This window comes from Endozoicomonas sp. ONNA2, assembly GCF_024606365.1.
Taxonomy (GTDB): Bacteria; Pseudomonadota; Gammaproteobacteria; order Pseudomonadales; family Endozoicomonadaceae; genus Endozoicomonas.
This window is the reverse complement of the sequence record NZ_JAHHPO010001045.1, coordinates 1-5,447: the sequence shown is the minus strand read 5'-3', so window position 1 is coordinate 5,447 and position 5,447 is coordinate 1. Positions and strand designations below refer to the sequence as shown.

The 5,447-nt window shown below is 47.9% G+C and carries 4 protein-coding genes; 2 read left to right on the top strand and 2 right to left on the bottom strand.

Annotated elements, in window-relative coordinates; genetic code table 11:
• On the bottom strand, positions 1–636 hold a 636-nt coding region (locus tag KDK14_RS18510; protein ID WP_257266678.1), incomplete at its 3' end, for a hypothetical protein.
• 135 nt (positions 637–771) lie between these two features.
• Positions 772–3,747: a hypothetical protein gene (locus tag KDK14_RS18505; RefSeq protein ID WP_257266677.1), complete on the bottom strand. Its 2,976-nt coding sequence runs from the start codon at positions 3,745–3,747 to the stop codon at positions 772–774.
• Positions 3,748–4,339: 592 nt separating this feature from the next.
• On the opposite strand from KDK14_RS18505, the gene KDK14_RS18500 reads away from it, so the two are divergent.
• Together KDK14_RS18500 and KDK14_RS18495 are read left to right on the top strand one after the other, a co-directional pair.
• Positions 4,340–4,777 carry a hypothetical protein gene (locus KDK14_RS18500; protein ID WP_257266676.1) on the top strand — a complete coding sequence of 146 codons (438 nt, stop codon included), beginning with the start codon at positions 4,340–4,342 and terminating at the stop codon, positions 4,775–4,777.
• A 12-nt stretch (positions 4,778–4,789) separates the two neighbouring features.
• Positions 4,790–4,921, top strand: coding sequence for a hypothetical protein (locus KDK14_RS18495; protein WP_257266675.1), 132 nt, complete (start codon positions 4,790–4,792; stop codon positions 4,919–4,921).
• The last annotated feature ends 526 nt before the right edge of the window (positions 4,922–5,447 follow it).

Genomic DNA, 5,447 nt, shown 5'->3' with positions numbered 1-5,447 from the left:
CGCCAAGGGAGCACCTGCTGAGCTTGCATGACTGTCTGCCATGGCGGCTGCGGTTTGCTCCGGAGATTTGCTGTGACGTGCAGTGGATGTTGGGGCTGAAAGCTCTTTTGGTGCCACCGTCGTTTGCATGTTTGACACATTGCCAATAGCTTCCTGCAAAGTGGTGCTTTTGGGGGCGTAAGAGGCAGCAGCCACCGTGCTTTCTGCCCGAATGGCCGCAGTACTGTGCGCAGTGCTTGACCATGTCTCACTTGCATGGCTGATGGCACCAGCTTCTGGCTTGCTTATCGATGGCTCTGGCAAGGTTTTGGCCACCGTCAGAATCGGGGTAATGGTTGAAATGGTGGAATGTTCCAGATCGGTACAAGGCCTCAGAACATGATTCAGATAATCTTCCCTGTCCTGGGTATCCAGATTCTTCTCAAGAAGTGCTCGAAAATCATCTAATTTCAAAAAGACCGTTTTAACCTGGCAGCCTCCACCCTCTACAGAGTGAAGAAAAGAAAAAGCAATGTCGTTCTTAAGCACTTTGTATGACTGATAGTGCCCATTGGCATTTTCCGAGGCATCATCCACACCGTGTGAATCGATGTACCCGGCAGGTGACGGGGTTGCAGATGAACTGATTTTATCCATTGTTCCATTCTCTTGTTTGGCAACGCTGTTCAGGGCTGTGCATGGTGGCTGTACTCACAGGCTCAGCCAGAACAGTCGTGTGGTTAATGCATTGCGAGGCTTTGCACTTGACAGTGGACGACATACTTGACCAATTTATCCACTTGAGAGTCCATTAAACTCGGCAAACTCTTCTTCAAGCACATTCTTAACCAGGGACTGCCAATGTTCAGTGTTGTCAGACAATCTGCCCTTGAGAGCCTCCAGGCAAACGATGGCAACCTGTCCCGTCAATTCCTGTTGCAGTTGCGGATCGTGGATCGTATTACCAAATACCCGGGGAAACTCGTCTTTAACCTGTTTTTTGATGGCTGAGTATGCATCCAGCATACGGTCTATGTTGTCCCTGTTGAATCGGTGACGCTGTACCGGGGGCTGCAGGCTGTCTACACTGCCAAGCTCGATTGAGGCACCTTCGCTGGCGCTTGATACTACGGGTAAAAACGCAGTGACCACCCGATTCAGCTCCAGGCCCTCATCATCATCGTCAGTCATCTGACGTTGATTAATGGCGGATGAAAGCTGCACTCGGGCTAAAGCCTCTTGAGGGGCGCTGACCTTACAGTCGTAGAGATAGCTGAATAATTGCCAGGCTCGCTGCCTAATGGCAAACGCAGACCAGTCCGGCACACTCTGATCGCTATAGTGATCGCTATAGCCACTATTACACGATAATTTTTTAATCTCGGTTTGCCACTGCGCCAGGTAATCCCTGGATTGATCGAGTCCCAGCGGGTCGGGTGCCCTGGCCAGTGACTGCAATATTGCCAGCTGTTGCTCTGGCAACAGCTCCATAAACTGCTGTCGGGTATCCTGATAATTACCCATATCAAGAGATTGTATCAACGGAATGGAGTGGATAGTTTCAGGTATTGGCTGGTGAGATGCTGCAAACAGCTCCGACAAGTGCTTGTCAAACTGCTGTTCTGCCTTGTTTGCACTGATGCCTAACCAATTGCCTAACTGGCTGGCAATGCTTTCATGTTGCTGGCTGCGCAACAAACGTGCCTGGTCCAGTACCTTTTGGCTGAAAGATGGCGATAATCCCTGAGTTCCATGTTTTTTCAGCTGATGTTGAGCCATGGCTTGCAGCATGCATCGGGCGAGTTCAATGGATGGTGAACCGGTTGTCGTTTTCCCTGTGACACTGTCGTAAAAAATGGATGACTGGCCATCGGCCCCAACAGCAACGTTGCGAACCGTTCCGTCACTGCGAAAAATATTATCAGGGCTTTCATGCTCCACGCCCAGTGTCCCGGAGGCAAGCACCGTCTGCAGAAAAGCTTCTGTGACAGAGGATGGATCTGAGCTTCCGGCAGTTTGCACAATAGCGATATTCAGCAGGTCCTCCGGTTGCCAGTCAGTCGCCACCTCAGCAAGCTCATTGCTGGTCAATGCCTGCGCAAAGTCAGTGACTTCGGCTTGCAGGCGACCGGCTATCCGTCTGCTGCCTTCTAACAATTTCATACCGGGAGATTGCCTGACCGGATCGGATGGAAGGCTGCCAGCGCTATTGCTGTTCAAAACTTGATGGTCAGCCGTTCGCAGGGGGCGGTCATTCATCGCAGCGGCCACGACATTAGCCAGGACCAGACTACTGCTTGAGTTGTATGGTACAGACTGAGTCCGCAATGCCTGTCCCTTCTGTCCTGATGAAGAACCATGGATTGACTCCTGATTCGGCGGCACATATCCGCTTCTGGCCAGATGAGCAGGACTATCCGACCCGGCGAATGAGGCTAACCCGGAGAGCCGGGCACGAATATCCGAGAATATGCCTGAATGTAAGCTGGAACCGGAACTGTGCGCAGGCTCAAGAGAATCCCGGTGGTCTGGTTCTGCCATTGCAGAATCCTGCCAATCACTGTTGAGCAACATGTTCTCATCAATCATGTTCTCATCAGTACTGGCCACATCACGGCGTTTTCTTGTCTGATCATCGGATGAGTCAAGAAAATCGGCAGGTATCAAATCTCGCGTTTTATAAACTTCGGGATCATTGAAGCGAGTCTTAAGATCAAAAGCGATCTGTTTGAACAGTGAAAGGCATTTTGACACTATCTTGGTAGTTTCCTGAACAAGGTCACCTGCGGCCCGGGTCAGACGACGTTCCGTCGATGATTCGCGAGTTCCTTCTTGAGTCACTGGCAAGGCTTGGAGGTCGTTAATCATTGTGTTCCTGAGTTCCAGCAATGCATCCTTTCTGTCATCTATGTAAGTATCTATCTCTGTTATATCCGTGGCCCTGATACCCTCGATTGTCTTGCTTAATACCTCCCCGGTATCTGTTTTGAATTTTTCTGTGTAGTCAGCCACCTTATCAAGGTTACCGCTGCTAATGCCTGCGGGTATTTGCTGATTCACTGTCATATTGCTTCTAATGGTAAAGTAGGCATCGTACATTCGTTGCAAGCTGGACATCTGTTGATGCAGCAGCAGCTCCTTGACACCTAAAATTTCACGCATTTTCTTCTGCCTTTCAGCGGCCGGGGCAGAATCAAGCAATGCTCCGAGGAATAGCTTGCCAACGTCATAGACAACACTGTTGCCCTCACGCAATCGCTCAAGCGCATGTATTTCAAAACTATTCCTGAATACTTGAGTGCCGGAAATAATCGTGCCTTTTCCCGGGTTTTCTGCGCGGGCAGACTCTGCTTCAAGGTTTTGGACATAATCATCATACAGTTGTCCAGCTTTCATAGAATCCAGATCAAAAAGTTCTTTAAGCTCTGGCTGGCTGAAATTTTGTCGGTTAGCAGCAAGGCTGTTATTGAACAGGGTGTTTTTATCAGAGTTTTCGTAGATTGCTATTGAACTGCCGGAACTATGTTCTTGTGTGCTGTTCAATTGATAACTCAGGGGAGTCCGGGTAGAACTGGCGAACTTATCATATATCTGCTGCATCAACTCAACGGACTTCTGGTACATGTCAGCCTGATAACGGGTGAAATCCACTGCTACTATATTGGGAGCCTTCATGATTTGATGGTTAATTCCTACGACCTTCTCGGTATTCCAGAAGTTAGTCCATTTATTCTCGAAAAGTGTTCTCCTCTTCTGTACCTGATCCATAAGTTTATCAACCGCTATTGATTCCCTGCGTAATGCATTTAAGTCACTAATTAATATTGCATAACTTTCCCGGAGCTGGTGAACCATTGCACGATGATAAAACGGGTATTCAAAACTGTTTGCTATGTCCTTGGCAATATCTGTCTTGCTAACAGTGATATCAAAAAATCCTTTTTTTAATATAAAAGATGCACGATTGAATAAGAGGTTGCGAATTTTGTGGGCATCACTGAGTTTATCAGTAATGTGACTATATGATGGTATTAAATCAATTTCATTTCTTTTAGGATACTTAATTCCAATAAATGAACTATTACTTTTAGCTATCAAAATCCTGTTGTTCTGCAAAGAGTCCATAGTAGCGTCAGCTAACATGAATTGTTTTAAGGTGCATAGGTCGAAATTTTGGTGAAGCTCAACAGAGGATGGCCTATGGTCCTCTCTTGCCGATCCATAGTCGTTCAATTTCAATGAATCAGTGATTATCTGGTTCTTCTGTTCGCACTCTTTGTATAAATCGGCCGTTATATTATTGAATGTGTTGGTTATTCCCTGCACATCGAAATGTCCCTCAATATCAGAAGTATCAGGCATGGACGGAGTCGTGGTTGCCTTATCTGTCGTGGAGCTTTCCGGTATTGCTTGTACTGCCGTGGGGGAGAGTTCGCTATCAACAGTGGCCGTAGCCAAAGATACATGGCTGGCATTTGCAGTGGAATCTACAGCAAGTGCGGATGCTGTGCCCTGCTCGATGGTGCCCAAATCTGAACTCAACAATTCTGTGTTAACACCGGCCAAAGCTGTGCCAGAAGTCTTTAGCCCATTTGATCCTGAGTTTGCCAGGAAGCCGGGAGGTTGTACCCCATCCGGGAATGAGCCATTCAAAGGCAAACTGGAGATCATCGGGCTTTGTGCTCGACTGAGCGAATGTGTAGTCATTCCTTCCATGCTGCCCAAGGCCTGGCTAACTGTAGAGCCACCCAGGGTTGGAGTATCTGTGTGCATTAAGCTTATTGCAGAACTGGTTTGACCAGCTGCAAGAATGCTCAGCGTTGAGTTTATTGCAGAACTGATTTCACTGGCTGTAAGAGTGCCTGGCATTGAGTTTATTGCAGAACTGGTTTCACTGGCTGCAATAGTGCCCAGCGCTGAGCTTGCTGCAGAACTGGTTTGACTAGCTGCAAGAATGCTCAGCGTTGCGTTTATTGCAGAACTGGTTTCACTGGCCGCAGGAGTGCTCAGCGCTGAGCTTGTTGCAGAACTGGTTTGACTGGCTGCAATAGTACCCAGTGTTGAGCTTGTTGCAGAACCGGTTTCACTGACTGCAGAAGTGCTCTGCGTGGAGCTTGTTGTAAAATCACCAGCAGTTGAACCTAATGTCAGAGATCTGGTTTCCGGCACGCCAGTAACAGCCGCAATAATTTCCGAACGACTGAGTATGCCGACGGGTCCGCCTGATGGAACATTTGGTTTGTCTTTAACACCACCATTTCCGCCAACATTTCCACCACCATTTCCACCTGGGGTTGGATCCGTTTTAGGTGGTGGCAGTCTTCCTCCTCCCCCTCCTCTAAAGAGGTCTTTAGAATTTTCTATTATTCTCCAGACTGCAATACCAATTACGCCGAACAAAAGACTGATTAAGAACTTAGGAGTCGTCTAAAAATAACTTTCCCATTTTAAACTCAGTGTTCCTGATG

Coding starts and splice junctions, on each gene's coding strand:
- KDK14_RS18505 (WP_257266677.1), bottom strand. CDS start 3,747: ATGGATCAGGTACAGAAGAGGAGAACACTTTTCGAGAATAAATGGACT.
- KDK14_RS18495 (WP_257266675.1), top strand. CDS start 4,790: ATGCTCAGCGTTGAGTTTATTGCAGAACTGATTTCACTGGCTGTAAGA.
- KDK14_RS18500 (WP_257266676.1), top strand. CDS start 4,340: ATGGACGGAGTCGTGGTTGCCTTATCTGTCGTGGAGCTTTCCGGTATT.